At 70.3% G+C, this 25346-nt stretch carries 26 protein-coding genes; 15 read left to right on the top strand and 11 right to left on the bottom strand.

Going from position 1 to position 25346, the window contains the following annotated elements; all coding sequences use genetic code 11:
* The first annotated feature begins 15 nt into the window (after positions 1-15).
* Genes OG718_RS20285 through OG718_RS20275 form a run of 3 tightly spaced genes read left to right on the top strand, consistent with a single transcriptional unit; the run spans position 16 to position 3359 of the window.
* The gene (locus tag OG718_RS20285; protein WP_328844751.1) at positions 16-1008 is read left to right on the top strand and encodes a carbohydrate ABC transporter permease; all 993 of its coding nucleotides are present in this window, start codon (positions 16-18) and stop codon (positions 1006-1008) included.
* The gene (locus OG718_RS20280) at positions 1005-1835 is read left to right on the top strand and encodes a carbohydrate ABC transporter permease (RefSeq protein ID WP_328844750.1); all 831 of its coding nucleotides are present in this window, start codon (positions 1005-1007) and stop codon (positions 1833-1835) included. Before OG718_RS20285 ends, OG718_RS20280 begins: the two co-directional genes overlap by 4 nt.
* 9 nt (positions 1836-1844) lie before the next feature.
* Positions 1845-3359: a glycoside hydrolase family 3 protein gene (locus OG718_RS20275; protein ID WP_143636381.1), complete on the top strand. Its 1515-nt coding sequence runs from the start codon at positions 1845-1847 to the stop codon at positions 3357-3359.
* A 138-nt stretch (positions 3360-3497) separates the two neighbouring features.
* Here the strand turns inward: OG718_RS20275 and nagB are convergent, their stop codons facing one another.
* Positions 3498-4283, bottom strand: a complete 786-nt coding sequence (gene nagB, locus OG718_RS20270) for a glucosamine-6-phosphate deaminase (protein ID WP_143636380.1) — start codon at positions 4281-4283, stop codon at positions 3498-3500.
* 385 nt (positions 4284-4668) lie between these two features.
* On the opposite strand from nagB, the gene OG718_RS20265 reads away from it, so the two are divergent.
* Entirely contained in the window at positions 4669-5766 is a 1098-nt protein-coding gene (locus OG718_RS20265; protein ID WP_328844749.1) for an SIS domain-containing protein, read from the top strand.
* A 103-nt stretch (positions 5767-5869) separates the two neighbouring features.
* On the opposite strand, the gene OG718_RS20260 is transcribed toward OG718_RS20265, so the two are convergent.
* Complete coding sequence (locus OG718_RS20260; RefSeq protein ID WP_328844748.1) at positions 5870-6622, bottom strand: SDR family oxidoreductase; 753 nt, start codon at positions 6620-6622, stop codon at positions 5870-5872.
* Between the two features lie 96 nt (positions 6623-6718).
* Here OG718_RS20260 and OG718_RS20255 point away from each other — a divergent pair, with 96 nt between their 5' ends.
* Positions 6719-7351 carry a TetR/AcrR family transcriptional regulator gene (locus OG718_RS20255; protein ID WP_143636375.1) on the top strand — a complete coding sequence of 211 codons (633 nt, stop codon included), beginning with the start codon at positions 6719-6721 and terminating at the stop codon, positions 7349-7351.
* A gap of 410 nt (positions 7352-7761) precedes the next feature.
* A complete protein-coding gene (locus OG718_RS20250; RefSeq protein WP_186001160.1) occupies positions 7762-9228 on the top strand; it encodes a PAS domain-containing sensor histidine kinase in 1467 nt (488 codons plus the stop codon).
* Between the two features lie 256 nt (positions 9229-9484).
* Here the strand turns inward: OG718_RS20250 and OG718_RS20245 are convergent, their stop codons facing one another.
* Both OG718_RS20245 and OG718_RS20240 read right to left on the bottom strand, forming a co-directional pair.
* Positions 9485-9742, bottom strand: coding sequence for a WhiB family transcriptional regulator (locus tag OG718_RS20245; RefSeq protein ID WP_016639615.1), 258 nt, complete (start codon positions 9740-9742; stop codon positions 9485-9487).
* Between the two features lie 318 nt (positions 9743-10060).
* Positions 10061-11029 carry a diacylglycerol/lipid kinase family protein gene (locus OG718_RS20240; protein ID WP_143636372.1) on the bottom strand — a complete coding sequence of 323 codons (969 nt, stop codon included), beginning with the start codon at positions 11027-11029 and terminating at the stop codon, positions 10061-10063.
* A gap of 135 nt (positions 11030-11164) precedes the next feature.
* On the opposite strand from OG718_RS20240, the gene OG718_RS20235 reads away from it, so the two are divergent.
* Entirely contained in the window at positions 11165-11614 is a 450-nt protein-coding gene (locus tag OG718_RS20235) for a hypothetical protein (protein WP_143636371.1), read from the top strand.
* 140 nt (positions 11615-11754) lie between these two features.
* On the opposite strand, the gene OG718_RS20230 is transcribed toward OG718_RS20235, so the two are convergent.
* From OG718_RS20230 to OG718_RS20220, 3 genes are all read right to left on the bottom strand, one after another.
* The gene (locus tag OG718_RS20230) at positions 11755-12903 is read right to left on the bottom strand and encodes an RNA polymerase sigma factor SigF (protein ID WP_143636369.1); all 1149 of its coding nucleotides are present in this window, start codon (positions 12901-12903) and stop codon (positions 11755-11757) included.
* Positions 12900-13313, bottom strand: a complete 414-nt coding sequence (locus tag OG718_RS20225; RefSeq protein WP_055512819.1) for an anti-sigma regulatory factor — start codon at positions 13311-13313, stop codon at positions 12900-12902. Before OG718_RS20225 ends, OG718_RS20230 begins: the two co-directional genes overlap by 4 nt.
* Before the next feature lie 251 nt (positions 13314-13564).
* On the bottom strand, positions 13565-13825 hold the full coding sequence (locus tag OG718_RS20220) for a UBP-type zinc finger domain-containing protein (protein WP_143636368.1): 261 nt from the start codon (positions 13823-13825) through the stop codon (positions 13565-13567).
* 61 nt (positions 13826-13886) lie between these two features.
* On the opposite strand from OG718_RS20220, the gene OG718_RS20215 reads away from it, so the two are divergent.
* On the top strand, positions 13887-15482 hold the full coding sequence (locus OG718_RS20215; protein WP_143636366.1) for a Na+/H+ antiporter: 1596 nt from the start codon (positions 13887-13889) through the stop codon (positions 15480-15482).
* 12 nt (positions 15483-15494) lie between these two features.
* Here the strand turns inward: OG718_RS20215 and OG718_RS20210 are convergent, their stop codons facing one another.
* The 3 genes from OG718_RS20210 to OG718_RS20200 form a co-directional block, all read right to left on the bottom strand.
* Positions 15495-16454, bottom strand: a complete 960-nt coding sequence (locus OG718_RS20210; protein WP_328844747.1) for a 1-aminocyclopropane-1-carboxylate deaminase/D-cysteine desulfhydrase — start codon at positions 16452-16454, stop codon at positions 15495-15497.
* Positions 16455-16498: 44 nt separating this feature from the next.
* A complete protein-coding gene (locus OG718_RS20205; RefSeq protein ID WP_186001135.1) occupies positions 16499-17089 on the bottom strand; it encodes an N-acetylmuramoyl-L-alanine amidase in 591 nt (196 codons plus the stop codon).
* A gap of 134 nt (positions 17090-17223) precedes the next feature.
* Positions 17224-17457 (bottom strand): hypothetical protein, encoded by a 234-nt coding sequence (locus tag OG718_RS20200; protein WP_328844746.1) that lies wholly within the window; start codon positions 17455-17457, stop codon positions 17224-17226.
* Between the two features lie 243 nt (positions 17458-17700).
* On the opposite strand from OG718_RS20200, the gene OG718_RS20195 reads away from it, so the two are divergent.
* The 3 genes from OG718_RS20195 (at position 17701) to OG718_RS20185 (ending at position 21815) form a co-directional block, all read left to right on the top strand.
* Positions 17701-19107 (top strand): family 2B encapsulin nanocompartment shell protein, encoded by a 1407-nt coding sequence (locus OG718_RS20195; protein WP_143636360.1) that lies wholly within the window; start codon positions 17701-17703, stop codon positions 19105-19107.
* Between the two features lie 112 nt (positions 19108-19219).
* A complete protein-coding gene (locus OG718_RS20190; protein ID WP_328844745.1) occupies positions 19220-20350 on the top strand; it encodes a family 2 encapsulin nanocompartment cargo protein polyprenyl transferase in 1131 nt (376 codons plus the stop codon).
* Between the two features lie 841 nt (positions 20351-21191).
* Positions 21192-21815, top strand: coding sequence for a GNAT family N-acetyltransferase (locus OG718_RS20185; protein WP_143636356.1), 624 nt, complete (start codon positions 21192-21194; stop codon positions 21813-21815).
* 64 nt (positions 21816-21879) lie between these two features.
* Here OG718_RS20185 and OG718_RS20180 read toward each other — a convergent pair whose 3' ends face one another.
* Positions 21880-22494 carry a TetR/AcrR family transcriptional regulator gene (locus tag OG718_RS20180; protein WP_143636354.1) on the bottom strand — a complete coding sequence of 205 codons (615 nt, stop codon included), beginning with the start codon at positions 22492-22494 and terminating at the stop codon, positions 21880-21882.
* A 119-nt stretch (positions 22495-22613) separates the two neighbouring features.
* Here OG718_RS20180 and OG718_RS20175 point away from each other — a divergent pair, with 119 nt between their 5' ends.
* The 4 genes from OG718_RS20175 (at position 22614) to OG718_RS20160 (ending at position 25308) form a co-directional block, all read left to right on the top strand.
* Positions 22614-23198, top strand: coding sequence for a dihydrofolate reductase family protein (locus OG718_RS20175; RefSeq protein ID WP_306938046.1), 585 nt, complete (start codon positions 22614-22616; stop codon positions 23196-23198).
* Between the two features lie 61 nt (positions 23199-23259).
* Positions 23260-23520 (top strand): hypothetical protein, encoded by a 261-nt coding sequence (locus tag OG718_RS20170; protein ID WP_143636350.1) that lies wholly within the window; start codon positions 23260-23262, stop codon positions 23518-23520.
* Positions 23521-23647: 127 nt separating this feature from the next.
* Positions 23648-24061, top strand: a complete 414-nt coding sequence (locus OG718_RS20165) for a YciI family protein (RefSeq protein WP_143636348.1) — start codon at positions 23648-23650, stop codon at positions 24059-24061.
* The gene (locus OG718_RS20160; RefSeq protein ID WP_143636346.1) at positions 24058-25308 is read left to right on the top strand and encodes an RNA polymerase sigma factor; all 1251 of its coding nucleotides are present in this window, start codon (positions 24058-24060) and stop codon (positions 25306-25308) included. The genes OG718_RS20165 and OG718_RS20160 overlap by 4 nt, the downstream gene beginning before the upstream one ends.
* Positions 25309-25346: the final 38 nt, after the last annotated feature.

The raw sequence follows: 25346 nt of genomic DNA, 5'->3' as shown, positions 1-25346 counted from the left end.
GAAGAGATGGCGAGCATGTCAGTGCAGACCGAACGCACGGACACAGGCACGGCCGCGGCGCCCGGTGTCCGTAAGACCGACGTAACCCCGCCCGGCGATCCGGGGCAGGCCAGACGGCGCGGCGGTGCGGCCGCCCCCTATCTGCTCCTGGTGCCCGCACTGCTCGTCACCGTGGTGCTGCTCGGCTGGCCGCTGGTCAAGAACGGCATGCTGTCGTTCCAGAACCTCAATCCGCGCCAGCTGATCCTGCACCTCACCGAGTGGAACGGCGGCGACAACTACAAGGAAGTCCTAGGCAGTTCGGACTTCTGGAAGGTCGTCCAGCGGACGGTCGTCTTCACCACCGCCAACGTCGTCCTCATCATGCTGCTCGGCACCCTCGTCGGACTGCTCCTCGCGCGGCTCGGCAAGCGCATGCGGCTGGTCCTGCTGCTCGGCCTGGTGCTCGCCTGGGCGATGCCGGTGATCGCCGCGACCACGGTCTACCAGTGGCTGTTCGCCCAGCGCTTCGGCGTCGTCAACTGGCTGCTCGCCAAGGCGGGCTGGTCGTCGATGGCGGACTACAACTGGTTCGGCAGCCAGTTCTCCACCTTCTCCGTGATCACCCTGCTGATCGTCTGGCAGTCCATCCCGTTCGTCGCGATCAACCTCTACGCCGCCACGACCACCATCCCGAAAGAGCTGTACGAGGCCGCCTCCATCGACGGGGCCGGGGTGTGGAAGAGCTTCACCCACGTGACCTTCCCGTTCATGCGGCCGTTCCTGTGGGCGACGACCTTCCTCGAGGTCATCTGGGTCTTCAAGGCGTTCCCGCAGATCCTCGCGATGAACGCCGGCGGACCCGACCGGCTCACCGAGACCCTGCCGATCTACGCGTTCGTCGAGGGCCCCGGCAACCAGCACTACGGCATGGGCGCGGCGATCTCGTTCCTGACGATCCTCATCCTGCTCGGCCTGACCGCCTACTACCTGCGTACCGTTCTCAAGCAAGAGGAGGACGAGCTGTGAAGCGCTCCCTGATGGCCCGGCTGTGGCCCAACGCGACGGCCGCCGTCCTCTTCGTCGTCTTCGCGTTCCCCGTCTACTGGATGTTCGCGACCTCGCTGAAGCCGACCGGCGACATCATCGCGGACGACCCGGTCTTCCTGCCGACCGACATCACCTTCGACCACTTCCGACGGGCCCTCGACGCCGACCACTTCTGGACGCTGGTCGGCAACTCCCTGACGGTGACCGTCCTCGCGGTGGTCTTCTCCCTCATAATCGCGCTGCTCGCGTCCTTCGCGCTGGCCCGTATGCGGTTCAAGGGCAGGCGTGGCTTCCTCCTGACCTTCATGATCGCGCAGATGGCGCCCTGGGAGGTCATGGTCATCGCGATCTACATCATCGTGCGTGACGCCAACCTGCTCAACAGCCTCGTCCCGCTCACCGTCTTCTACATGATCATGGTGCTGCCCTTCACCATCCTGACGCTGCGCGGATACGTCGCCGCCGTGCCCAAGGAGCTGGAGGAGTCGGCGATGGTCGACGGCTGCACCCGTCCGCAGGCCTTCGTGAAGGTCATCTTCCCGCTCCTCGCCCCGGGCCTGATGGCGACCTCGCTCTTCGGCTTCATCACGGCGTGGAACGAGTTCCCGCTGGTCCTGATCCTCAACAAGGACGCCGAGAAGCAGACGCTCCCGCTGTGGCTCTCCAGCTTCCAGTCGACGTTCGGCGACGACTGGGGTGCCACGATGGCGGCGGCCTCGCTCTTCGCCATCCCGATCCTCGTTCTCTTCGTCTTCCTCCAGCGCAAGGCCGTCAGCGGACTGACCTCCGGCGCGGTGAAGGGATAACGCCCCCCGATGACCACCATCGCCTCCGGCACCGACACGCTGACCCGTGACGCCCTTGCCGTCCTGCAGCCCGGTTTCACCGGGACCTCGGCCCCCTCCTGGCTGCTGCGACGGCTGGGCGAAGGCCTCGCCTCCGTCGGCCTGTTCGGCCGCAACGTCGCCACGTCCGCCCAAGTGGCCGCCCTGACGGCCCAGTTGCGCGCGGAGCGCGACGACGTGCTGGTCGCCATCGACGAGGAGGGCGGTGACGTGACCCGCCTCGAAGTGCGTACGGGATCCTCCTTCCCCGGCAACCACGCGCTGGGCGCGGTCGACGACACCGCACTGACCGAGGCGGTCGCCCACGAGCTCGGCCGCCGATTGGCCGCCTGCGGCGTGAACCTCAACTGGGCGCCGTCCGCCGACATCAACTCCAACTTCGACAACCCCGTCATCGGCGTACGGTCCTTCGGCGCCGACACCTCACTGGTGGCCCGGCACACGGCCGCGTACGTCTCAGGGCTGCAGTCCGCCGGGGTCGCCGCCTGCACCAAGCACTTCCCGGGCCACGGCGACACGGCGGTCGACTCGCACCACGCGATGCCGCGCATCGACGCGGATCTCCCGGTCCTGGAGTCCCGCGAACTGGTGCCGTTCCGCGCGGCCATCGAGGCCGGCACGCGTGCCGTGATGAGCGCGCACATCCTGGTGCCGGCCCTGGACCCCGTCCACCCCGCGACCCTCTCGCGCCGCATCCTCACCGGCCTGCTCCGCGAGGAACTGGGCTACGACGGCCTGATCGTCACCGACGGCATGGAGATGCAGGCCATCTCGGCGACCTACGGCATCGAACGGGGCAGCGTCCTCGCGATCGCCGCCGGCGCCGACGCCATCTGCGTGGGCGGAGGACTCTCCGACGAACCGACGGTCCTGCGACTGCGGGACGCCCTGGTCGCGGCGGTCCGCTCGGGTGAACTCCCCGAAGAACGCCTGGCGGACGCGGCGGCCCGGGTCAGGGCACTGGCCGCCTGGACGGCATCGACACGGTCGAAGCCTTCGACACCTTCGTCGGCAGGTTCCGCGGCGGGGTCCGAGGCGGGTTCCGACGTCGGGCTGGTGGCGGCCCGGCGGGCGCTGACGGTCACGCGCGGAGCGCACTTCACGCCGGTCACCGAGGCTCCGTACGTCGCCGCCCTCACCCCCGTCGCCAACATCGCCGTCGGTGACGAGACCCCCTGGGGCGTCGCCGCCGAACTGCGGCGCATGCTGCCGGGCACGGAGACCGGAAGCTTCACGGGGGAGCGGGCCGGGGCCGAGGCCCTCGCGGCAGCCGGCTCCCGCCGCGTGATCGCGGTGGTCCGCGACGCCCACCGCCACACCTGGATGGCCGAGGCACTCGACACCCTGCTCGCCGCCCGCCCCGACACCGTCGTGGTCGAGATGGGCGTGCCGCAGTCACCGCCCCGGGGCGCCCTCCACATCGCCACGCACGGCGCGGCCCGCGTCTGCGGCCTCGCGGCGGCGGAGGCCATCGCGGGAGCGTGAGCCGACAGGGCATGAGCCGGCAGGGCGTGAGTCGGCAGAACGAAAGCGCGGGTCACCGCACGGATGAAGATGCCGGGTTCACCACGGGGGACCCGGCACCTTCGTGTTCGTACGCATTCGTCTCGTGGAGCGAGTCGCCTAAATGCCCTGCCAGTCCGGCTTGTTGGCGTAGGTGTGCCGGAAGTAGTCCGCGAGTTTCAGCTTGGAAGCGGCCGCCTCGTCCACGACGACCGTGGCATGCGGATGCAACTGCAGCGCCGACGCGGGGCACACCGCGGCGATGGGCCCCTCGACCGTCGCCGCCACGGCATCGGCCTTGCCCTCGCCCGTGGCGAGCAGCACCAGATGTCGTGCCTCCAGAATCGTCCCGATCCCCTGGGTGATCACGTGATGCGGCACCTGCTCGATGTCGCCCTCGAAGAACCGGGCGTTGTCCACCCGCGTCTGCTCGGTCAGGGTCTTGATCCGCGTACGCGAGGCGAGCGACGAGCACGGCTCGTTGAACCCGATGTGCCCGTCGGTCCCGATCCCGAGGAGCTGGAGATCGACCCCGCCGGCCTCGGCGAGCGCCTTGTCGTACGCCTCGCACGCGGCCCGCACGTCCTCGGCGGTCCCGTCGGGTCCTATGAACGCGTCGACGTCCAGCCCCAACGGCTCCAGCACCTCGCGCCGCAGCACCGACCGGTACGACTCGGGATGCTCGGCCGGCAGTCCCACGTACTCGTCGAGCTGCGCGACCCGCGCCCGCGAGGCGTCCACGGCCCCGGAAACCACCTTCGCCGCCAGCGCCTCGTAGATGGGCAGCGGCGTCGAGCCGGTGGCCACCCCGAGCAGCGCGTCGGGCTTGTGCCGGAGCAGCTCCGCCATGGCCTCGGCAATGAGCTCGCCACCCGCCTTGGCGTCCGAAACGATGACAACTTCCACGCTGGGCCTGCCGTTCTGAAAGGTGAAGGGGACACAACCGAACATGTGGTATAGACCAATCTAGCAGAATGGCTCTCCAAGGTCGCCCCTCAGCAGCCCTCGGCCACCTCGACCCAGGCCACCCCCGGCCCAGGCCACCCCCGGCCCAGGCCACCTCGACCGATGGTGCGGAGCGGCACCTCGACCGACCACATCCGACCGGCACCCCGACCCACGGCAGGCGGCCGGCACTCCGACCCACGGCACCCGACCGTCACCCCACCCCGAGCGGGCGCCGCGCGCCCCGGGGGAGTGGAATGGAACCTGCGCACGCGCAACCAAGCCCCGCCGCCCCTCCCTCAGACGCAGCTCCGCCCACGACGCAACAGCCCCAGGAGGACACGCCATGACCGCCACCCCGCCGGACCCCCAGCCCGACGCGCAGCCGGCGCCTGCCGAGTCCGACCGCCCGGGCCGGATCATGGCCCGCGAGATGGCCGAGCAGCCCGCCGTCCTGCGGCGGATCCTGGAGGAGGGCGCCCCGCGCATCCAGGACGTGGCCCGGCAGGTCGCCGCCCGCAAGCCCCGCTTCGTACTGCTCACCGCCCGAGGGACCTCCGACAACGCCGCCCTCTACGCCAAGTACCTCCTGGAGATCCGCCTCGGCCTGCCGTGCGGCCTCGCCTCCATGTCGACCACGACGGCCTACGGCGCCCGCCCCGACCTCACCGACGTCCTGGTGATCACGGTCAGCCAGTCCGGCGGCTCCCCGGACCTGGTGGCCTCGACCCGGGCCGCCCGCGAGGCCGGCGCCATCACGGTCGCGGTGACCAACAACCCGGACTCACCGCTGGCAGCCGTCTCCGAGTACCACATCGACATCATGGCCGGACCGGAGAAGGCACTCCCCGCGACCAAGACCTACACCGCCTCCCTCCTCGCCCTCTATCTCTTCGTCGAAGGACTGCGCGGCGGCGACGGCTCCCAGGCCAAGGTGCTCCCCGACCTCGCCGAGCATCTCCTCGCCCGCCAGGACGAGATCCGCACCCTCGCCTCGCGCTACCGCTTCGCCGAGCGCATGGTGATCACCTCCCGCGGCTACGGCTACCCCACCGCCAAGGAAGCCGCCCTCAAGCTCATGGAGACCAGCTACATCCCCGCCCTCTCCTACTCCGGCGCGGACCTGCTGCACGGCCCGCTCGCCATGGTCGACAACATCTCCCCGGTCATCGCGGTCGTCACCGACGGCAGGGGCGGCGCGGCACTCCAGCCCGTGCTCGACCGGCTCCGAGGACGCGGCGCCGACCTCGTCGTCATCGGTCCCCGGCCCCAGGTCGAACAGGCCTCCGCCGGCTTCGTCCTGCCCACCGAGGGCGTGGCCGAAGAGGTCCAGCCGATCCTGGAGATCCTCCCGCTCCAACTCCTCGCCTACGAGGTCACCATCGCCCGCGGCCAGGACCCGGACGCACCCCGCGCCCTCGCGAAGGTCACCGAAACCCGCTGATCCCGAGCCGTCCCGCTGACCCCCAGCCGTCCCGCGGGAGCCGCGCGGTTCCGCCGATCCGACGGCGTCCCGCCGGACTCGGCGCGCCCGGGCGTCCGAGGACTCAGGTCAGCGAACCCCCTGTCGCGTCCATCCAGTGCCCGGTCACCCACCGCCCCTCGTCCGAGGCGAGGAACGCCACCACGTCGGCGATGTCGGCTGCCTCGCCCACCCGGCCGAGCGCCGATACCGCCGCGGCCTTCGCCCACCCGTCGGAACTGCCGTGCAGCAGCTCGGCCGTGTTGTCGGTGTCGACGATGCCCGGCGCCAGCGAGTTCACGGTGATGCCGCGGGCGCCCAGCACCTTGGACAGGTCTCGGGAGAAGACGTCCAGGGCGCCCTTCGTCATCGCGTAGGCGATCAAGTGGGGGAAGACCGCGGTCCGTGCCAGCCCCGAGGAGATGTTGACGACCCGGCCGCCGTCGCGAAGGCGCGCCAGACCGTGTCTGACGATGAAGAACGGCGCCTTCACGTTCACCGCGAAGACCTGGTCGTACGTCCCCTCGTCGATCTCCTCGATCGGCGGTGTCGAACCGATCCCGGCGTTGTTCACCAGGATGTCCACCCCGTCCGCGTGCCGGTCGAACTCCTCCCACAGGGCCGCAGCGTCTCCCGGCAGCCCGAGCTCCGCGCGGATCGCGAACGCCGAGCCGCCGGCCGCCTCGATCGTCGCCACCGTCTCCTTCGCGGCCGTCTCGCTCCTGCCGTAGTGCACCCCGACCCGCGCCCCGTCGCGGCCGAGCCGCTCGGCGATGCCGCGTCCGATGCCCCTGCTCGCCCCGGTGACGAGTGCCGTCCTGCCCGTGAGCACGCCCATGCCGGCGCCCCCTTCTCATTTGTCTAGTGGTCGCTACAGAAAGACCGTACAACGCGCCGCGGACATTTCTCTAGTACCCGCTATACAATTCACTCCATGGTGAGCAGCCACGACATCAAGGACGCCGCCGGTCCGGGCTCGAAGCCTCGCGGTCGCCCCCGCTCCTTCGACCGTGAGACCGCGCTGGAGAAGGCGATCCTCGCCTTCTGGGAGCACGGGTACGAGGCGACCTCCGTCTCGGACCTCACCCAGGTCATGGGCATCGGCGCCCCCAGCCTCTACGCGGCCTTCGGCGACAAGCGCTCGCTCTTCGACGAGGTCGTGCGCGAGTACGGCGCGAGGTACGGCTCGTTCGGCGATCGCGCCCTCGCCGAGGAGTCGACGGCCCGAGCCGCGGTCGAGCGGATGCTGCACGAGGCCGCGGCCGAGTACACCGAGCCGGGCCGTCCGCACGGCTGCCTGATCGTCCACGCGGCCACCAACTGCACCACCCCGGAGGTGGAGGAGTCCCTCCGCGAGCGGCGCAACGCGAACATCGCCGCCATCGAGGGCCGTGTAAGGTCCGGCGTCGCCGCAGGTGAGCTGCCCGCGGACATCGACGCGGCAGCCCTGGCCCGGCACACCGGAGCCATGATCCAGGGCATGTCCCAGCAGGCCCGTGACGGCGCCACCAAGGAAGAGCTGGAGGCGCTCGCCGAACTCGCCATGAGAATCTGGCCCCGCTCGTGAACCGCTCGGGGATAGGCTGCGTGGTGGATGTAGGACGTGAGTTGTTGGATAAAGAGACAACAACAAACATCCGCCAACGCATGGACAGTCGAGAGTGGTCTAGTCCACAATCGTACAAAGCTTGAGAATGCAACTGGATGATCAAGCCGTCCGAATGACCAAGCCTCCGTCTTCCCCGCACAGGAAGACGGACCGAGGAGCCGGCGCTCTCTGCCCTGACTGCACCGGATCCTCATCCTTCGGCCGAACGGGACCGCACAGCCCGCGGCCGATGTTGCTCCGGGCTGCGGTGCCGGGAGGGTTGAGGGTCCCTCTCAGGCGCCGCGGCCCGCGGGTGTTTCCGGGCCCGTACGGATGGCCGATTTCGGAGCATGTCGTACCCGGCGGGTACGCTCGCACACGTGCCCTCCATGAACGAACTCGTCCGCCAGCACACAGCCCTCGGTGACTCCGACCTCGAGTGGCTGCACCTGCTGGTCTCGGAGTGGCAGCTGCTCTCCGACCTCTCCTTCGCGGACCTCGTCCTGTGGGTTCCCACCCGCGACGGCACCCGCTATGTGTCGGTCGCCCAGATGAGGCCCAACACCGGCCCCACCTCGTACCAGGACGACATGGTCGGCCACCTCGTCCCGCGCGGCCGCCGCCCCATGCTGGACGCGGCCCTGGACGAGGGCCGGATCGTGCGCGAGGGCGACCCGGAGTGGCGCGAAGAAGTTCCCGTACGGGTCGAGTCGATCCCCGTGCGCAGGGAGGGCCGCGTCCTGGGCGTCATCGCCCGCAACACCAATCTCCTCACCGTGCGCACGCCCTCGCGGCTCGAACTCACCTATCTGCAGAGCGCGTCCGACCTCGCACAGATGATCGCGGCAGGCTCCTTCCCGTTCCCCGACCAGCAGGTCGACATGGACGCCTCGCCGCGGGTGGGTGACGGCCTGATCCGGCTGGACGCCGAGGGCATCGTCCAGTACGCGTCGCCGAACGCGCTGTCGGCGTACCACCGTCTCGGCCTCGCCGCCGACCTGGTCGGCCACCACCTGGGCAAAACCACTTCCGAACTCGCCCCGTCCCGCGGCCCGGTGGACGAGGCGCTGGCCAAGGTCGCCAGCGGCTGGGCGCCCCGCGAGTTCGAGATCGAGAGCAACGACGGCGTGATCCAGCTGCGCGCCATCCCGCTCAAACCCAAGGGCACGCGGGTGGGTTCGCTCGTACTCCTGCGTGATGTGACCGAACTGCGGCGCCGCGAGCGCGAGTTGATCACCAAGGACGCGACCATCCGGGAGATCCACCACCGGGTGAAGAACAACCTCCAGACGGTCGCGGCCCTGCTCCGTCTCCAGGCCCGCCGTATCGAGTCCGACCGGGGCCGCGAGGCGCTCGAAGAGGCCGTGCGCCGAGTCGGGTCGATCGCCATCGTGCACGAGACGCTCTCCCAGAACCTGGACGAGCGCGTGGAGTTCGACGAGATCGCCGACCGGGTGCTCGCCATGGTCGCCGAGATCTCCCCGGGCAAGGTGGTCGGCCGGCGCACCGGGCGCTTCGGCATACTCGACGCCGAGGTCGCGACCCCGCTCTCCATGGTCCTCACGGAGATTCTGCAGAACGCGCTGGAACACGGCTTCCGGGAAGGCGACCGCGGCACGGTCGAGGTGTCCGCGGTCCGCGGCGGCACCACGAAGGAGGCCCGCCTCCTGGTCACCGTCCAGGACGACGGCATCGGTCTGCCCGAGGGCTTCGACCCGCACCGCTCGGGCAATCTGGGCCTGCAGATCGTACGGACCCTGGTGGAGGGGGAGTTGGGCGGCACCTTCGACATGGTCCGCGCCCCCGAGCGCGGGACACAGGTCGTCCTGGACATTCCGGTGGTGCCCCACAAGTGAGACACAGGCAATCCGCACCATTACTCCACGCACACTCTGCGTAATCGTCACGAGTTGCCGGCGGTGGCCGGCGGTCGTCGGGTACCCCACGAAGACGCAGCCGCAAACAGCAATGAGCCCCGGACCGTTTTCCGGTCCGGGGCTCATCGTGTTCGTTGCTATCTGCGCATCGGGGGTACTGCGCGCTGCGGCTCGGGGGCGGGAGAAGCGTACTCGCTGTACGCGCCGCCAAGCTCAGGCCGTGTGGGGTGGGTTGTCAGGCGGATGCCTGGCGGGCCCGGTTGCGGGCGGCGCGGCGCTTCATGGCGCGGCGCTCGTCCTCGCTGAGACCACCCCAGACGCCGGAGTCCTGGCCGGACTCGAGCGCCCACTGCAGGCACTGCTCCATGACGGGGCAGCGACGGCAGACGGCCTTGGCTTCCTCGATCTGCAGCAGCGCAGGACCGGTGTTGCCGATGGGGAAGAAGAGCTCGGGGTCTTCCTCGCGGCAAACGGCGTTGTGACGCCAGTCCATGGCTGCTACCTCTCCTTGGTATTACATGCACGTTGCTTGTGAATGTGAACGCTTTCACGAATCCCTCAACAAGTGAAGGGCCGACTACCAGACGGGCTGGCGTGGTCCTGTGAATTGAGGAGGGGTTCCGGCGCTCTGTGGGGGCGATGTTGCGGCCCGTCCCGAGCGCCACAAAGAGACTCGCAAACCTCAGCGGCGGATACAACCCCTACCGGAAAGTTTTTTTTGATTCCTCGGTGTCGACTAGGTCACAGCCGTACTTCCATGGGGTGGATCCTGGCCTAAACGTTCGAGTGGAAGGACTTTAGCCCGTTCCGCTCACACAATCACACGCAGTGCACGACGAACGCCTGTGAACGTCACGCTCGTACGCAGTCCGAGGTGGTCGCCGTCCATCTGCAGGGGGAGTGGGACCTTCGAATGCAAGGTGAAGTCGGTCAGGTCGTGCAGGGACACCGCATGCTTCCCATGGGGTCCGCGCTCGGGGGACGAAGTGAGCAACTGGGTGCCATACCGGGCAACCGCGGCCGTCGACATGCGGCTGAGACCGAGTACGTCGAGCCCGGTATCGAACGAGGCCTTAGGTGACGCGTACACCGGGCGATTGCCCAGATACGTCCACGGAGAGGTGTTGCAGACTATCGACAGCACCAAATCGGCCACCGGGTCCGCGCCGGGCCGCTCCAGGGTGATCGTGCCGTGGCGGCGGTGGGTCTCCCCGAAGAACTGGCGCATCGCCTGGCGCAGGTAGAGGGAGTGCGTGGAACGCTTGCCGCGCTCGCGGTGCTGTTCGACGCGGCCGACCACGCCGGCGTCGAAGCCGAGACCCGCGTTGAAGGTGAACCAGCGGGCGGGGACTCCTTCGTCCTCACTGCCCGGGGTGCCCGCGGCGAGGCCGAGGCCCACCGTGCGCTGCCGGCCCTCGCGCAACGCGTCGAGGAGGGCACCGGTGGCCTCCACGGGCTCGTTCGGCAGGCCGAGGGCTCGCGCGAAGACATTGGTGGAGCCGCCGGGGACGACGGCGAGGCCGGGCAGCCGGTCGGGGTCGGGGCCGCCGTGCAGCAGACCGTTCACGACCTCGTTGACCGTGCCGTCGCCGCCGAGGGCCACGACCAGTTCTATGTCCTTGCTCTCCGCGGCCTGCCGGCCGAGGTCTCTGGCGTGCCCGCGGTACTCGGTGGTGACCGCTTCGAGCTTCATCTCGCTCGCCAGGGCGTGGATCAAGACGTCACGCGTGCGCGCGCTTGTGGTGGTTGCTGCCGGATTGACCACGAGAAGTGCACGCATGCGATGCAGCGTACCTACCGCGTGGTACTCGGCCCATACCGAGGTAAGGATCAGGTGTGAGGGGGAGCACACAGCGGGTTTCCGAGGGCGCCCCGGGGCCGTTGGCGGGTACGGGGTGAGGGCTACCCTTCAGGGGTGAGTTCTGAGCAGAAGACGACCCCGGACGCCCCCGACGCCGAACCCCGTCCCACGCGGCTGACCGTCGCGGCGGCGCTCGCCGCGCTGGAGGGGCTCGCTCTTGTGGCCGGCGGCGGCTACATGCTTGTGATGGGTCTCACGGGGCACCCGGACGACCGCAGCCAGGCCGTCACGGGAGGCGTGACGCTGATCGTGCTCGCGCTGCTTCCGCTGCTGGCCGCGCGTGGGCTGTTGCTGCGGCGCGGGTGGAGCCGGGGGCCGGCGATCATCACGCAGATCATGGCGCTGCCCGTCGCGTACAACCTGCTTCAGGCCGACAGTCTCGCCATTCCCGGGGGGATCGCCCTGGCGGTGGTGGCTGTTGCGGCGCTGGTGCTGATCGTGAATCCGGAGACGACCAGGGCCCTGGGGATCACCGGGCCGGGTGGCGTACGGGAAACGAAGTAGTCCGGGGTGGGCCGACGGCGTACTGCCGGGGTGGGCCGAGGGCGCACCGAGTCTGCGGGCCCGTTGTGGCTGATCGCGCAGTTCCCCGCGCCCCGAAGAGCCGGTAGTTGCCCGCGCCCCTGTGACAGGGGCGCGGTCCGTTACTCCTCCACCAGGAGCTTTTCGCGGAGCTGGGCCAGGGTGCGGGCCAGCAGGCGGGAGACGTGCATCTGGGAGATGCCCACCTCCTGGGCGATCTGGGACTGGGTCATGTTGGCGAAGAAGCGAAGGAGGAGGATCCGCTTCTCGCGCGGTGGAAGGTCCTCAAGAAGGGGCTTGAGGGACTCGCGGTACTCGACGCCTTCCAGGGCCTCGTCGTACGCGCCCAGGGTGTCCGCGACCGCCGGGGACTCGTCGTCCGTGTCGGGGACGTCCAGGGACAGCGTGGAGTACGCGTTGGCCGACTCCAGGCCCTCCAGGACCTCCTCCTCCGAGATGCCCAGCTTCTCGGCCAGCTCGTGCACGGTGGGCGAGCGGCCGTGCCGCTGCGAGAGCTCCGCGGTCGCCGTGGTGAGAGCGAGCCGCAGCTCCTGCAGCCGGCGCGGCACACGCACCGCCCAGCCCTTGTCGCGGAAGTGCCGCTTGATCTCACCGACCACCGTCGGAGTCGCGTACGTCGAGAACTCGACGCCGCGCTCCGGGTCGAAGCGGTCGACCGACTTGATCAGACCGATCGTGGCGACCTGTGTGAGGTCGTCCAGCGGCTCGCCGCGGTTGCGGAAGCGGCGCGCGAGGTGCTCCACGAGCGGCAGATGCATCCGGACCAGCCGGTTGCGCAGCTCCGCGTACTCCGGGCCGGCGGGGTCCAGCTTGCGCAGCTCGATGAACCTGGCCCGCGCCCCGGCGCGGTCGTGGGGGTCGTGCTGCGTACCCGACGCGCCGCTGTCGGCATTTCGTTCGTGCTCGTGCTGCTCGCTCATGATCCCGCCCGTCACCCGCCGCCGCCCTTCCGAGGACGTTCCCCCAGACTCCGTCCGGGGGGACCCCCACTGCGCGGCAACGTCTGGATCCTGTCGCCCGTCACTGCCGGAGAGCGCCTCGCGCCCGTCCTTGTCGATCGGCTCTTCCCGCCGAGGTGCTTCGGCCGCCGAGGAGGCGTCGTCCTCCGGATGCGGCCGGGCCTGCTGCTCGGGGATGCCGTCGACACCTTCCGCCGGACGCCGTGGCCCGGTCGGGCCGTCCTCGCCGTTGCCGGGAAGTTCCCGTGTGCCGCGCTCTTCGTCCTGCACCGGCCCGTCCCCGTTCCTCACGCCGGCCCGGGTCCCGCGCCGCGCTGTTTGTAGAGGCTGATCGAAACGGTTTTGTCATCGGCCACCGAGGAGGACACCTTGCCCGCGAGGGCCGACAGCACGGTCCAGGCGAAGGTGTCCCGCGCGGGGGCGTGGCCGTCGGTGGTCGGGGCCGAGACGGTCACCTCGAGCGAGTCGTCGATCAGGCGGAAGACACAGCTGAGCACGGAGCCCGGCACCGCCTGTTGCAACAGGATCGCGCATGCCTCGTCCACGGCGATGCGCAAGTCCTCGATCTCGTCGAGGGTGAAGTCCAAACGCGCCGCGAGGCCGGCTGTGGCCGTGCGCAGCACCGACAGGTAGGCACCCGCAGCCGGCAGCCGGACTTCGACGAAGTCCTGGGTCGCGGGCTCGCCTGCGATCTGGGACACCCTCACCTCCAAGGTGGTACAAGCTCTTTCGGGGGCCGAGGGTCGCCCCCCGGGGTAACGCGCAACGTGGTTCAGCGGTGACGCTATCGCGCTCTCAGGTTTCCTGTCCCCGGGACCCCAACCCCTTGCTGTCACTCATAGTAAACCTATGGATACGCACAGTGGCTAGGGGTCTGCGGGCCCAATTGGGAAGAGCGCGCGCCGGGTTGACGTACCCAACGGTCAGAGGGTCGAACCGTCCGGATCCCTCGTCACACGAGTACGTGGTCGACGAAGCACCAGCGCCAGTTCTCTCCGGGCTCGAACGTGCGCATGATCGGGTGTCCCGTCTCCTTGAAGTGCTCCGTCGCGTGCCGCAGAGGCGACGAGTCGCAGCAGCCCACGTCTCCGCAGATGAGACACAGTCGCAACTGCACGGGGTGCGAGCCGGCCGCCAGACACCCCAGGCAGGTCTCGCTCAGCGGCTCGGGTTCCGGATGCGGCAGCGCGTGGGCGTGCGTGCACTGTTTCATGATTGCCAGATTACGTCGGGCGTGCGGGAATCCGCGCGGAAACGAAGGTGGGCCGAAGTCGATGCATGTGATGCCCCTCCTGCTGCTGGTCGCGGGCAGCGCCGTGGTCGCAGGCGCGGCCCGCCGTACCCCGGTGCCCGCGCCGCTGCTGCTGGTCACCGCCGGTCTGATCGTCTCGTACCTGCCCGGCGTCCCCGAATACACCCTCGACCCCCACGTGGTGCTCCCGCTGGTACTGCCCCCGCTGCTCTACACGGCGGCCACGGACAGCTCGTACCTCGATCTGCGGGCGCAGCTCAGGCCGGTCGCGCTGTTGTCGGTCGGGTACGTGCTCTTCGCGACGCTCGTCGTCGGCTGGGCCGCGTACATGATCGTGCCGGACCTGTCGCTGACGGCGGCGCTGGTGCTCGGCGCGGTCGTGGCGCCGCCGGACGCGGTGGCGGCCACGGCGGTGGCGCGCCGGGTCGGGCTGCCCTCCAGGGTCACCACGATCCTGCAGGGCGAGTCCCTGGTGAACGACGCGACCGCGATCACCGCCTACAGGGTGGCCGTCGCCGCCGTTGTCGGCGAGGGCGCGACCTGGGCGGGCGGCATCGGCGAGTTCCTGCTCGCGGCGATCGGCGGCGTCGGGATCGGAGTCGTCCTGATGGTGCCGCTCCACTGGCTGCGCACACACCTGACGGAGGCGCTGCTCCAGAACTCCCTGTCGCTGCTGATCCCGTTCTTCGCGTACGCGGTCGCCGAGCAGGTGCACGCCTCCGGGGTGCTCGCCGTGGTGGTCGTCGCGCTCTACCTGGGGCACCGCAACTGGGAGGTCGACTTCGCGACGCGGCTCCAGGAGGAGGCGGTGTGGAAGATGGTCGCGTTCATCCTGGAGTCGGCGGTCTTCGCACTGATCGGCCTGCAGCTCCCGATCGTCCTCAGGGGTCTCGACGAGTACGAGGGAGTGAGTGCCGCCTGGTACGCGGTGGCCGTCTTCCTGGTCGTCGTCGTGTCCCGCTTCGTGTGGGTGTATCCGGCGACCTTCCTGCCACGCATCCTGTCCAAGCGGATCCGGGAACGGGAGGACGACCCCACCTGGAAGGCGCCCTTCATCATCAGCTGGGCCGGGATGAGAGGCGTGGTCTCGCTCGCCATCGCCTTCTCGATCCCGCTCACCGCAGAGGGCGGCGAGGAGTTCCCGGGCCGCAACCTGATCCTCTTCCTGACCTTCACGACGGTGATCGGCACGCTGGTCGTGCAGGGGCTGACGCTGCCGCCGCTGGTCCGCGCGCTGAAGCTGCCCGAGAGGGACCGGCAGGCCGAGACGCTCGCGGAGGCGAACGCCCAGGCGCAGGCGTCCCGGACCGCGGAGCGCCGTCTGGACGAACTCCTCGCCGACGAGCGCAATGCGCTGCCGCCCCCGCTCGCCGACCGGCTCCGCACGGTCCTGGAGCGTCGCCGCAACGCCGTGTGGGAGCGGCTCGGGACGGTGAACCCCGTGACCGGGGAGACCGTCGACGACACCTACCGGCGGCTGTCGCGCGAGATGATCGGCGCCGAGCGGGAGATGTTCGTGAGACTCCGGGACGGCCGCTACATCGACGACGAGATGCTCCGGACGCTGCTGCGGCGCCTGGACCTGGAGGAGGCGGCGGCGTTCCGCGAGGCGACGTAGGGCCTGGGCGGCCTAGACCCTGTCGGCGGCCCGGGGGAATGGGCTGCCGGTGACGACCGCCGCGATCGTCGTCCCGCGCGGGAACGCACCCTCCCCGGCAAGGGCGACAAGTCCGTACAGCAACTTGGCGACATAGAGACGCTCCACGGGCAGGTCGTGGCGCTGCTCGAAGTCGGCGGCGAACGCTTCGAGTTCGGGTGGCGTACGGGCGTAACCGCCGAAGTGGAAGCGGTCGTCGAGCGACCAGTCGCCGCGCGGGCCGCCGAAGGCGTCGTCCTGGAGCGCACGTATCTCCGCGTCGAGGAAGCCGCCTCTGAGGACGGGTATGCCGAGGGCGCGCCGGCCAGGACCCAGGCCGGCGGCCAGGCCCGCGAAGGTGCCGCCGGTGCCGCAGGCGACCGTGGCCACGTCGACACCGCCGTGGTCGCGCAGCTCCTCGCCGAGAGCCTTGCAGCCGACGACGGCAAGGGAGTTGCTGCCTCCCTCCGGGATCACGTACGCGTCCTCGGCGGCGCACGCGCGAAGGAGGGCGGCCAGCGTCCGAGGCTCGCTCTTGCGGCGGTACGTCGATCTGTCGACGAAGTGGAATCGCATGCCGTCGGCCGCGCAACGGGCCAGGGACGGGTTGAGCGGCCGGTCGGCGAGCTCCTGGCCGCGGACCACGCCGACGGTGGGCAGGCCCAGGAGGCGGCCCGCGGCGGCGGTGGCCCGCAGATGGTTGGAGTACGCGCCGCCGAAGGTGAGGACCGTGCGGCCCGCCGCCGCCCGCAGGTTCGGGGCGAGCTTGCGCCACTTGTTGCCGACCAGCTCCGGGTGGATCAGATCGTCCCGCTTGAGCAGCAGCCGGACACCATGCCGCGCGAACCGCTCGTCCACGGCCTCCCGCACCGGGGACGGCAGCCGTGGCCGCAGGGTGCCCGGGCCGAGCGCTTCGGGGGTCTCGGGGCTGATCACCCACCCATTGTCGGACATGCGTCCGAATGGGGGAGCGGCGGCACGGGCCCGCCACGAGGGCGCTACTTCAGTCGTTCGTGGATGCGATCCCGCATGGCCGCCATCGTGAAGCCGCGGGGGTCGATCTTGCCCGGCTGCCATTCGAGGTGGCCGATGACCGAGCGTGCCGTCCAGCCGTGGTGGCGGCAGACCGCTGCCGCGGCGCGCTCGATGGCGTCGAGCTGGGCTTCGGGCCAGGGGTCCTCGCCGTCGCCGAGGTTCTCGCACTCGAAGCCGTAGAAGTGGCGGTTGCCGTCGGTGTTCGCCTCGTTGTCCGGCGGGAGGGCCTTCTCCGCGATGACCGCGCGCAGGACGTCGTCGTCGCCCAGGCCCGCGTGGTTGGAACGGCCGTAGCCGACGAGGTGGACTCTGCCGTCCTTCGTGATGACACCGTGGCACAGCGGGCCGGGCAGGCCGCTGTAGCCGTCACGGCAGATCTCCACCGTGCGCTGACTTCCCGATGTCACCGTGTGGTGGATCATCACGCCGTGGACCGGGCCCCACGGGCCCTTGTGGTTGCGGTTGTGATGCTCCCAGTCGCCGACCTCGACGACGGTGAGCCCTTCCGCCTTGAGCCGGCTCAGAAAGCTGCCCGCGGACATGGGTGGGGCCATGACCGCCTCCTCACAGGCCGCGACGGCCACCCGGCGCGGCCGTCTCGTACCGCTGCTTGTACCCGGATCTCCTCGGTCGGAGCCACTTCTTCGCACGGCGTGCGAGCCGATCCGGTCAGCGGTACGGGCGGACCTCAGACGCGCAGAAAGCCGTCCCCGTGCGTCGCGATGTGGCTCTCCACGGCCTGGAGGGCCTGCTGCGTGGCCTCCGGAGAGCCGCTGCCGCGCCGCTCCGCCAGGTAGGCCGCGCCCAGGCTCTTCAGCAGATCGGCGCCCGCCCGCTGTGCCTGGACGTCGTCGAGCTTCTGCTTGCCCTGCGTGAGGCCGCGCTGCGCTTGTTCCTTGGCGCGGTCCAGAAAGCCTGCCATTGCCGTCTCCTCGTCATTCGTCCGTGTTGTCGGTTGAACGGGCGGCCCGATCTTGAAGTTCCCGTTCGGGAAGATCCACGTCGTCGGGCAGGCCGGTCGCCAGGGCCTGTCGGCCCGGGCGGGGCCCTCCGTTATGCCCCGCTTTCGAAGATCCATTCCCCCTCTTTCGTGTAATAGCACCAGCACGGTCCGTGATGGAAGTGTTCTCGGCGCAGCTCATTGCACGATGGGGAGGGCAATTTCATGTCGGTAGGCGAAGAGATCCGCGCGGACCAGGATCAGCCGCAGAAGAGTCTCGGCACATCCGCGGCGCGGAACCTGGCCACCACGACCAAGTCCGCACCGCAGATGCAGGAGATCAGCTCACGATGGCTGCTGCGCATGCTGCCGTGGGTGAACGTGCAGGGCGGCACATACCGCGTGAACCGCAGGCTCAGCTACTCGGTGGGCGACGGTCGCGTGACGTTCGTGAAGACGGGTGACCGGGTCCAGGTCATCCCCGCGGAGCTCGGCGAACTGCCGGCACTGCGCACATACGAGGACCCGGAGGTGCTCGCCGAGCTCGCACTGCGCTGCCAGCAGCGGGAGTTCGACCCGGGCGACGTGCTCGCCTCCTTCGGCAGCCAGGCCGACGAGGTGTTCCTGCTCGCACACGGCAAGGTCGAGAAGATCGGCACGGGTCCGTACGGGGACGACGCGGTCCTCGGTGTACTGGCCGACGGTGCCTACTTCGGCGAGCAGGCGATCACCGATCCGGAGGCGATCTGGGAGTACACGGCCCGCGCGGTCACGGCCTGCACGGTGCTCGCGCTGCCCCGCCAGGACCTCGACCAGATCGCCGAGCGCTCCGAATCCCTGCGCGAGCACCTTCAGCAACTGCGCGCGATTCCCACGCAGCGCGCCAACAACTACGGCGAGAAGGAGATCGACCTCGCCGCCGGCCACACCGGAGAGCAGGCCATCCCGGGGACGTACGTCGACTACGACGCGGCACCGCGCGAGTACGAACTCAGCGTCGCGCAGACCGTGTTGCGCATCCACACGCGCGTGGCCGACCTCTACAACCAGCCGATGAACCAGACCGAGCAGCAGTTGCGGCTCACGGTCGAGGCGTTGAAGGAGCGCCAGGAGCACGAGCTCATCAACAACCGGGAGTTCGGGCTGCTCAACAACTGCGAGTACGACCAGCGGCTGCAGCCGCACGACGGCGTACCCAGCCCGGACGACCTGGACGAGCTGCTCACCAGGCGGCGCGGCACCAAGCTGCTGCTCGCCCACCCGCGCGCGATCTCCGCGTTCGGCCGCGAGCTCAACAAGAGGGGGCTCGTCCCGGAGACCATCGACATGGGCGGCAACCGCATCCCCACCTGGCGCGGCGTGCCGATGTTCCCGTGCAACAAGATCCCGGTCACCGAGGCCCGCACGACCTCGATCATCGCCATGCGTACGGGCGAGGCGGACCAGGGCGTCATCGGGCTCCAGCAGGCCGGCATCCCGGACGAGATCGAGCCGAGCCTGTCCGTGCGGTTCATGGGCATCAGCGAGCAGGCGATCATGTCGTACCTGGTGACGACGTACTACTCGGCCGCGGTCCTGGTGCCCGACGCGCTCGGGGTCCTGGAGAACGTCGAGATCGGCCGCTGGAGGTGACGTCCCGTACGGCGCGGGCCGCGTCCCCGTCCGCCGGTGCGGACGGACCGCAGGGGTACGCACCCGTCGCCGGCGGAACCGCCGCCGTCCGAGCACTCCGCGAAGCGGATCCATGGGTGAGCTCATGACGGAGACACAACAGAGCCCGCTACCGGCCGTGGATGGACCGGAAGCGCGGGGAGGGCCGGTGCCTGGTGGCGTGCCTGGCGGGCGGCGGGGTTCGCCCGACGGGCAGGAGGCCGCCGGGATCCTGGAGCGGTCCCGGGCGTCGGTCGACCCCGAACTGCGCCGGGCCGTCGAGTCGTTGCCCGGCCCGTTGCGCCGGATCGCGCTCTACCACTTCGGGTGGGAGCACGCGGACGGCAGCCCGGCGGCGGGGAACGCGGGCAAGGCGATCCGGCCCGCGCTCGTGCTGGCCGCGGTGCGGGCGCTCGGCGGACAGCAGGAGGCGGCCGTGCGGGCGGCCGCCGCGGTGGAGCTGGTGCACAACTTCACCCTGCTGCACGACGACGTGATGGACCGGGACACCACCCGCAGGCACCGGCCCACCGCGTGGGCGGTGTTCGGGGACGCCGACGCGGTCCTCGCAGGGGACTCCCTGCAGGCGCTGGCCCACCAGTTGCTCGCCGAGGATCCGCATCCGGCGTCCTCGGCGGCGGCCGCGCGGCTCGCGAGCTGTGTCGTCGAACTGTGCGCGGGCCAGCACACGGACACCGCGATGGAGCGCCGCGGTCCCGACGACGTCACGCTCGACGAGGTGCTCGCCATGGCCGAGGCCAAGACGGGGGCGCTGCTCGGCTGCGCGTGCGCGCTCGGGGCGCTGTACGCGGGAGCCGGAGAGGAGGACGTCGACGCCCTCGACGCGTTCGGGCGGGAGGCCGGGCTCGCCTTCCAGCTCATCGACGACGTGATCGGCATCTGGGGGGACCCGAGCCGCACCGGCAAGCCGGCCGGGGCGGACCTCATCGCCCGCAAGAAGTCCCTCCCCGTGGTCGCCGCGCTCGCCTCCGGCACACCGGCCGCGGCCGAACTGGCCGAGCTGTACCGGGTTCCGTACCGCGACGGCGATCTGGAGCGTACGGTCCTCGCCGTCGAGCGGGCGGGTGGGCGTGACTGGGCCCAGGTCCAGGCCGCCGACCGGATGGCCAGGTCCCTGCAGCACCTGTCCCGGGCCGTCCCGGATCCGGAGGCGGCGGGAGGACTTCTGTCGCTGGCGGAGTTCGTGACGCGGCGGAGCGCGTGAGGTCGGGCCGCCGAAGGGAGCGGCAGGTGAGACGGGTGAGACAGGTAGGACGAGTGCGACGAGTGAGGGGTGATCGAAGGGCGGCGCCTATGTAGAGATCGGGTGGCCGATGCCGTGCGGTGCCCGCGGGGACGCGGCAGCCGAAGCCGTACGGCGTCGGAAGCGGGGGCAGGGAGGCAGAGGAGGGGCAGGGGCAGAGGGGACCGGGGGCGAGGCGGGCCGAGAGGCCTAGGGGTCGGGGCGCGGGGGGCGAGGGCCGGGGGAACTTTGGGCGGGAAGGCGCTGCCCGGGTGGATGGCTTGGCCGGGCGCGGTGGATGAGGCCGCGCGGCGGGTGAGTTGTCGGTGCCTGGGGGTGGGTGGGGTCCTGACCCGGTTCGATCCGGCCCGATCCTGGCTTGGTGCGGCGGGGTGTGGTGCTGCCTTGCTCGGCTCGGCCCGGCTTGTCTCGGCTCGGTCAGGCCCGGCTCGGTGCGGTAGGCCGGGCCGGGCGGTAGGCGCCCAGTATCCGGTCCGCCCAGTATCCGGTCCGCCGTGCGTCCGGTCCGCCTTGCGTCCGGCCCGCCCCCTGCCGGCCGCCCCGCGTCCGGCCCTCCCCCATCCTCACTTCACTTCTGCCACTCCACCCTGAGCGGTACGGCGTCCGTCGGCCGTAATGGGTACGAGACTCCGGGGCCCTCTTCGCCGCGCGGTGCCTGACAACGCGGTGAGGCGGAGGGGTTCCGGTTCCGGCGGGCCCCGCGCATCCCCACGGTGCGCGGGGCCCGCCGTCTTCTGCCGAAGTGATCGCCTAGGCTGCAACGGCCGAGTGGGCATGGGCAGTTGAGCCAAAGGGGCGGGCTATGGGCGTGGCGATCCGCAGAGCGGGCGAGGGCGACCGGGAGGCCGTGACACGGCTCCTCGACGAGGCCTTCCAGAACGACCCGGTGAGCAGTTGGGTCTTTCCCGACGCGGAACACCGGCGGCGCAGGCATCCGTTGCTGATGGGGGCTTTCGTCGACGCCGTGCTCGCCGAGGGGTACGTGGACGTCACGGAGGACGGCTCGGCCTGTGCGCTGTGGCTGTCGATGCCCGCGGAGCCCACCGGTGAGGACGACGAGGACGGGCCCGCCCAAATGCGCGAGGAGGTCGATCCCGAGAACGAACGGGTCGAGCTGATAGGCCGGTTGACCGCAGGGATCCACCCGGAGGGGCAGGCCCACGAGTACCTCTGGATGATCGCCGTCGCGCCGGGCAGGCAGGGGGAGGGGCTCGGTTCGGCGCTTGTCCAGCATGTGCTGGACCGGTGTGACGGCGAAGGTGTGGCCGCGTATCTGGAGGCGAGCAGTGCGCGCAGCCGAGGGCTCTACGAGCGGCTCGGGTTCGCCTTCACGGGGAGCGCGCTCGAGCTTCCGGACGGGCCGTCGATGTGGCCCATGTGGCGTGACCCGTCGAGTGAATCGCTTGGCGGGGCGGCCGGTTCGTAGTCCGCGGGCCGGTGGGGGCCGGCCGCGCGCTTCCCCGCGTCCCTGACGGGGCGCCCCGGTCCGCTCAGCCGTCGGACGGGCCCTGGTCGCCCCGTTCCGGCACGATCGTCGCGACGATCCGCTCCACCAGACCGTCCGGGACGGTCACGCCCGGCAGTACGCCCTCCAGGACGCCCGGCAGGGTCAGGTGCTCAAGGATCAGGCCGAGCATGGCGAGGTACAGGACCGTGACCGTCTCGTCGCCGCCGGGGAGGCCTGCCCCGCGGTGGAACTCCATGCCGTATTCGAGGTCGGCGCGGATCGTCTTCGTGTAGGAGGCGCGGAGTTCGGGGCGTCGCGTGGCCTCCAGACGCATCTCCAGCAGGGCCAGATAGCCCGTGCGGTCCCGTTGGGCGCGGGCCATGAGGTCGTGCATGAACGCCGTGACCAGGGCGCGGTCCTTGGGGGCCTTCATGAGTTCGGCCAGGACCTTCGGATCCGGGGCGAGGCGTTGGTGGAGGCGGGCGTCGATCTGACGGAGCAGGTCGTCGCGGCCGCCGAAGTAGTTCGATGCCGTGCCCACCGGCACCCCGGCCTCGCCGTCCACCGCGCGGAACGTCAGCCCGCGTGCCCCCTCGCGCGCCAGCACCTCCACGCCGGCATCGACCAGGGCCGCCCGGCGCTCCGGGTTGCTCGCCATGCGGAATCCCTTCTCCTACTTGTCTTCCGTACGGGAGATCCTGGGAAATCCCCTTGCAACCACTACAGATGAAGCACTATGAATGGAGTGGTTCACGCATCCTACGGAAAGAGGCCGGCTTGCGAAAGCTCACGTATTTCATCGCCTGCTCGATCGACGGCTTCATCGGCGACCCGAGCGGCGACGCACAGATGATGGTGGAGATGGTCGACGAGGAGTTCTTCGACTTCCTCAAGACCGAATACCCGGAGACGCTGCCGACCCACGGCCGTCGGGCGACGGGCACGGACCACCTGGCGAACCAGAAGTACGACACGATCATCCAGGGCCGTGCCAGCTACGACATCGCGCTGGAGATCGGCGTCACCAGCCCGTACGCCCACATGCGCGAGTACGTCGCCTCGCGCAGCCTGAAGGAGTCGCCCGACCCGAACGTCGAGATCATCTCCGACGACCTGGTCGGCAAGGTCCGCGAGCTCAAGGCGGAGGACGGCGATCTCGGTATCTACCTGTGCGGCGGCTCGCGGCTCGCGGGCGAGCTGGTCGACGAGATCGACGAGCTCGTCGTCAAGACCTACCCGATCGTGCTGGGCTCCGGCATGCCGATGTTCGGCTCCGGGTTCGCCATCGGTGAGTTCACGCTCGGCGAGGTGCGCACGTTCAAGAACGGAGCGGTCGTGCGGACGTACAGCAGGAAGCACTGATTCCTGGGGCAGAGCCGTCGCCCGCCTGTCGGCGCGCCCCCTCCCGCAATACCCTGGGGACATGACCAGCGATGAGTATGTCTGTCCGGTCTGCAAGCAGGCCGTGGACACGGTCGTGCGTCGGCACAAGACCCTCGGGGTCTTCGTGCCCCTGTGGGGGGCGGGCCCCTGCCAGAACCCCCAGTGCGCGGAGTACGAGGAGGGGGAGGCCGAGAAGGCCGAGGCCGAGTCGGAGCGCGTCCTGGCGAGCGAGCCCGAGGCACCCCAGGCGGCCGCCGGCCAGGCGCCCGCGGACCAGGCGTCCGCGGAGCGCGATTCCTGAGTGCGGAGGCCCGCGAGAAGCCGCGGGAAAGTTTTTTTCCGCGCGCTTGTAGAGAACCGCGGCCCGGCTCCGACGTCCCCTGTGAGAGCCGCCCAGTGCGGGTGGCCCGAACCGAAGGAGCGGACTCATGAAGTACCTCGTGATGATCCAGGGCACGCAGGCGGACTACGCGGCGCAGAGCGGCAAGGGCTCCGCCGACGCGCCCACCTGGACCGAGCAGGACATCCAGACCATGTACGCGCACATGGGCGCGATCAACAACGACCTCGCCGAGACCGGGGAGATCGTCGACGCCAACGGTCTGTCGGAGCCCGCGAAGGCCCGGTTCGTCGAGCGGGGCCCGGACGGGAAGCCCGTGATCACCGACGGACCGTACAGCGAGACCAAGGAAGTGCTCGCCGGCTACTGGGTCCTGGACTGCGCCAGCCTGGAGCGGGTCACGGAGATCGCCGCGCGGGTCCTCGAGTGCCCCGTCCCCGAGGGCACGAAGCAGTACCCGTTGGTCATCCGCCCGATCCCCGACGGCAGCGGGGACGTGTGAGCGGTCCCCCGAGACGTCCGTCGGGGCGTACGACCGAGATCGAGGACCTGCTGCGCCGCCACGCGCCGCAGGTCCTCGGCGCGCTCGTGCGCCGGTACGGGCACTTCGACGCCGCCGAGGACGCCGTACAGGAGGCGCTCCTCGCGGCGGCCGGGCAGTGGCCCGAGGCCGGGGTGCCCGACAATCCGCGCGGCTGGCTGATCAAGGTCGCCTCGCGGCGGCTCACGGACGTTCTGCGCAGTGAGGAGGCCCGCCGACTGCGCGAGGAGCGGGCGGCGGCGCTCACTCCGCGCGACGCGTTCACCGCGCCGCCACCCGGCGCAGACCGTGCGCCGTCGGAGGACGACACCCTCACCCTGCTCTTCCTCTGCTGCCACCCCGAACTGACGCAGCCCGCGCGGATCGCGCTCACGCTGCGCGCGGTCGGCGGTCTGACGACGGCCGAGATCGCCCGTGCGCATCTGATGCCCGAGGCGTCCATGGCACAGCGGATCAGCCGGGCCAAGCAGAAGGTGAAGGGCACGAGCTTCGGCCGCCCCGAGAACTGGGAGGAGCGGCTGCCGGCCGTCCTGCACGTTCTGTACCTCATCTTCAACGAGGGGTACACGGCCACGTCGGGGGCGGCGCTCCAGCGGGCCGAACTCTCGGGCGAGGCCATCCGGTTGACCCGTACGGTGCACGCGCTGCTGCCCGGCCACTGCGAGGTGACGGGTCTGCTGGCGCTCATGCTGCTCACCGACGCCCGCCGTGCCGCGCGCACCGGGCCGCACGGCGAACTGGTGCCGCTCGACGAGCAGGACCGCGCGCTGTGGGACAAGGCGGCGATCGAAGAGGGCGTGGCCCTTGTGACGCGGGCTCTGACCCGACCGCGGCTGGGGCCCTACCAGTTGAGGGCCGCGATCGCCGCCGTCCACGACGAGGCGGCCTCGCCCGACGACACCGACTGGCAGGAGATCCTCGGCCTCTACGACATCCTCGTCCGGCTGGTCCCCGGTCCCGTGGAACGGCTCAACCGCGCGGTGGCCGTCGCGATGGCCCACGGTCCGGAGGCCGGTCTCGCCGAACTCGACTCCCTGGAAGGGGAGCTGTCGACGGGCCACCGCCTCGACGCGGTCCGCGCCCACCTCCTGGAACGGTCCGGTGACGCCGAGGCCGCCCGCACCGCCTACGAGTCGGCCGCCGCAAAGACCCTCAGCCGCCCGGAACAGCGCTACCTCCGGGCGCGCGCGTCCCGCCTGCAGACCTGAAGCGAGCCGCTGTCTTCGAAGCACCCCGGCCCCGAGAC

It is taken from the genome of Streptomyces sp. NBC_00258 (assembly GCF_036182465.1).
In the GTDB taxonomy this organism is placed as follows: Bacteria; Actinomycetota; Actinomycetes; order Streptomycetales; family Streptomycetaceae; genus Streptomyces.
The sequence above is the reverse complement of the archived record's forward strand: the minus strand, read 5'-3'. Positions and strand labels throughout refer to the sequence as shown.

What these genes read in the sequence shown, in the direction of transcription:
- OG718_RS20285 (WP_328844751.1), top strand. Translation starts at nt 16, where the DNA reads ATGTCAGTGCAGACCGAACGCACGGACACAGGCACGGCCGCGGCGCCC.
- OG718_RS20275 (WP_143636381.1), top strand. Translation starts at nt 1,845, where the DNA reads ATGACCACCATCGCCTCCGGCACCGACACGCTGACCCGTGACGCCCTT.
- OG718_RS20265 (WP_328844749.1), top strand. Translation starts at nt 4,669, where the DNA reads ATGACCGCCACCCCGCCGGACCCCCAGCCCGACGCGCAGCCGGCGCCT.
- OG718_RS20260 (WP_328844748.1), bottom strand. Translation starts at nt 6,622, where the DNA reads ATGGGCGTGCTCACGGGCAGGACGGCACTCGTCACCGGGGCGAGCAGG.
- OG718_RS20255 (WP_143636375.1), top strand. Translation starts at nt 6,719, where the DNA reads ATGGTGAGCAGCCACGACATCAAGGACGCCGCCGGTCCGGGCTCGAAG.
- OG718_RS20250 (WP_186001160.1), top strand. Translation starts at nt 7,762, where the DNA reads ATGAACGAACTCGTCCGCCAGCACACAGCCCTCGGTGACTCCGACCTC.
- OG718_RS20245 (WP_016639615.1), bottom strand. Translation starts at nt 9,742, where the DNA reads ATGGACTGGCGTCACAACGCCGTTTGCCGCGAGGAAGACCCCGAGCTC.
- OG718_RS20240 (WP_143636372.1), bottom strand. Translation starts at nt 11,029, where the DNA reads ATGCGTGCACTTCTCGTGGTCAATCCGGCAGCAACCACCACAAGCGCG.
- OG718_RS20220 (WP_143636368.1), bottom strand. Translation starts at nt 13,825, where the DNA reads ATGAAACAGTGCACGCACGCCCACGCGCTGCCGCATCCGGAACCCGAG.
- OG718_RS20215 (WP_143636366.1), top strand. Translation starts at nt 13,887, where the DNA reads ATGCATGTGATGCCCCTCCTGCTGCTGGTCGCGGGCAGCGCCGTGGTC.
- OG718_RS20210 (WP_328844747.1), bottom strand. Translation starts at nt 16,454, where the DNA reads ATGTCCGACAATGGGTGGGTGATCAGCCCCGAGACCCCCGAAGCGCTC.
- OG718_RS20205 (WP_186001135.1), bottom strand. Translation starts at nt 17,089, where the DNA reads ATGGCCCCACCCATGTCCGCGGGCAGCTTTCTGAGCCGGCTCAAGGCG.
- OG718_RS20200 (WP_328844746.1), bottom strand. Translation starts at nt 17,457, where the DNA reads ATGGCAGGCTTTCTGGACCGCGCCAAGGAACAAGCGCAGCGCGGCCTC.
- OG718_RS20195 (WP_143636360.1), top strand. Translation starts at nt 17,701, where the DNA reads ATGTCGGTAGGCGAAGAGATCCGCGCGGACCAGGATCAGCCGCAGAAG.
- OG718_RS20190 (WP_328844745.1), top strand. Translation starts at nt 19,220, where the DNA reads ATGGGTGAGCTCATGACGGAGACACAACAGAGCCCGCTACCGGCCGTG.
- OG718_RS20185 (WP_143636356.1), top strand. Translation starts at nt 21,192, where the DNA reads ATGGGCGTGGCGATCCGCAGAGCGGGCGAGGGCGACCGGGAGGCCGTG.
- OG718_RS20180 (WP_143636354.1), bottom strand. Translation starts at nt 22,494, where the DNA reads ATGGCGAGCAACCCGGAGCGCCGGGCGGCCCTGGTCGATGCCGGCGTG.
- OG718_RS20170 (WP_143636350.1), top strand. Translation starts at nt 23,260, where the DNA reads ATGACCAGCGATGAGTATGTCTGTCCGGTCTGCAAGCAGGCCGTGGAC.
- OG718_RS20165 (WP_143636348.1), top strand. Translation starts at nt 23,648, where the DNA reads ATGAAGTACCTCGTGATGATCCAGGGCACGCAGGCGGACTACGCGGCG.